The organism is Schnuerera sp., assembly GCF_035459645.1.
Taxonomy (GTDB): domain Bacteria; phylum Bacillota; class Clostridia; order Tissierellales; family Tepidimicrobiaceae; genus Schnuerera.
The window spans coordinates 1-2,183 of record NZ_DATHXO010000042.1 but is presented as its reverse complement, the minus strand read 5'-3'; the positions used below and the strand labels follow the sequence as shown (position 1 = coordinate 2,183).

General features: G+C 27.5%; 2 protein-coding genes. Both read left to right on the top strand.

Going from position 1 to position 2,183, the window contains the following annotated elements; all coding sequences use genetic code 11:
* Window positions 1-1,804: hypothetical protein (locus VK998_RS00990; protein WP_325224477.1), on the top strand; the 1,804-nt coding region annotated here is incomplete at its 5' end.
* Between the two features lie 18 nt (window positions 1,805-1,822).
* The coding region (locus tag VK998_RS00985) for an RAMP superfamily CRISPR-associated protein (RefSeq protein WP_325224474.1) at window positions 1,823-2,183 on the top strand (361 nt) is incomplete at its 3' end.

Sequence of the window (2,183 nt, the reverse complement as noted above, 5' to 3'; positions counted from 1 at the left end):
TTTTAAAAAAGGTGATAAATTTTTTCTATATTTTGCTAATATTATAAAGAGTATGCATAAAAAGGTATATAATGGTGTGTTTTATGGCAAGGAGTTTAATTTAAAAGATAAAAATTTGATAGATGTTTTTAATGATTATTTTTATTCCTTTTTAGAGAATGAATCGATAGATTTATATGAAATTAAAACAGACGAAGAAATAAGGTATAACTTTAAAGCGTTTATTGACAAGTGTGAAATTGCCAATGATTATTGGACAAATAGTCCGCATACAGTAGCGAAAGGCATATTTTCATTTGCATATATTACTGAACAGATAAAATCAATACTTCTAGAACGCTCTATAGGAGATAAATGGGAAAAATTCTTAAAAGATAATTTAGGAGAAGAAAAAATTGATTTTCAGAATAGAGAAATAGAATGGGACAAGTTAAATGATGAAGATATCAAATTTTTATCTAGAATTTTACTTCAATTTGTAACTAGAAAAAATCCTTCGCCTGCAAGGTTTAGGAGGATTTGGGAATCTACTAAAGAATTCCTTATGAATGTAGAAAATGATATGATGGATATTTTAAAATTAAAGGAAGGTAGAAATATTAGAATCAAATGGGAAAGCATCATACACGAAGAAAAACATAAAGGTAAAGATTTTGAATACAAAGGCTTACATTTTAAATCAGACAAACATGGCAATCTCTATCTTCTATCATCAACAGAGAAAGCAGTTTCTATATTATCCAAATACAAGGACAAAGAAAAAGCATACAATCATATATTAAAGGAGAACACTGGATGGTTGAAAGATAAAATCATTGAAATTACCAATTTGAATGATAATAGCAAATGTAAAATAGAATTAAATAATCCAAGGAATATTCCATATAAACCATATCTATCCATAATAAATCCTACCCCTATATCATGGCAATTTATAGTTCCAGCTGAACATGTTACAGATATTATAAAAGAAACTCAAAAAAGATATTACAAAGAATATAAATATGTAATGGGGAAGTTGCCACTTCATATAGGGGTAGTCTTCCAAGATTATAAGAAACCTCTTTATATAGGGATAAAAGCTTTAAGGAATATTAGAAGAGATGTAGATGATTGGGATAGTTTAAAAAGCAATATAACTGGTAAACAATTACAGAAAGTGTTTGAGAAAAATATCGATGACGATAGATTGAACTATTATAGTATATATCCATTAAATGAAGACAATGGGTGTATTAAAGATAAGAAGCATATTAAAGAGTTTTATAGTATTTATATAAAAGCTGAAGATGTTTTATATAAGTTTAAATCTGTTAATAATGTTAAAAAAGGTGAAGAATATATTGTATATCATAATACAATTGACTTTGAATATTTAGATGTAAATACTCGTAGAAATGATATCTACTATGATATTACAAATAGTAAAAGAGCTAAAAGTATTGTAAAATACAAACAAAACAGACCTTATACATGGGAAGAATGGAAATCTTTCGATAAATTTGAGGAATATTTTAATAATAACAAAATTAGGATAAAACTTCAAACTATAATAAACCTTATATACTCTAAACTTGAAGATTGGCAAGGCTGCCAAAATGATACATTAAATAGATTCATGTTATCAGCTTTTGTAAATACTTTCGAATTGAAAGATGTTACTTCTAAAAATGATTTTGCGAAAATGTTAGGTAATGATTCGTGGAGTGAATTAGAAAATTTATGTAATCAAAAATTTATTAAAGAGCTTTATATGTTTATAGACATGTACGAATTTTGGCACAATGGATTAAAGAAAATTTAAAGTAAAGGGGAAAGGATAATGAAAATATATGCTATGGCTCAAGACCCTATCTATATAGGGACAGGGGGATTTACTATAGGGAGAGTTGACAATACTATTGTGAGAGATCCAATAACAAACATACCCAAAATTCCTGGAACTAGTGTAGCAGGGACTTGGAGATATTATATGGCTCTTACAATTCATTCTTGTTTCAAAGAAAAATATAGACTTAATAGAAAAAGTAGAAAACAAGTAAAGATAGAAGAACTTTTTAACCATAACATGAAAGATTGGATAACGGATTTTGAAGGAAATCGGTATGCAGCTATTAAATGTGCTGGTCAAGATGATGAACCTAATATTAAAAGGGAGGAAGCAAAAGAAAAAGGAACTGGTC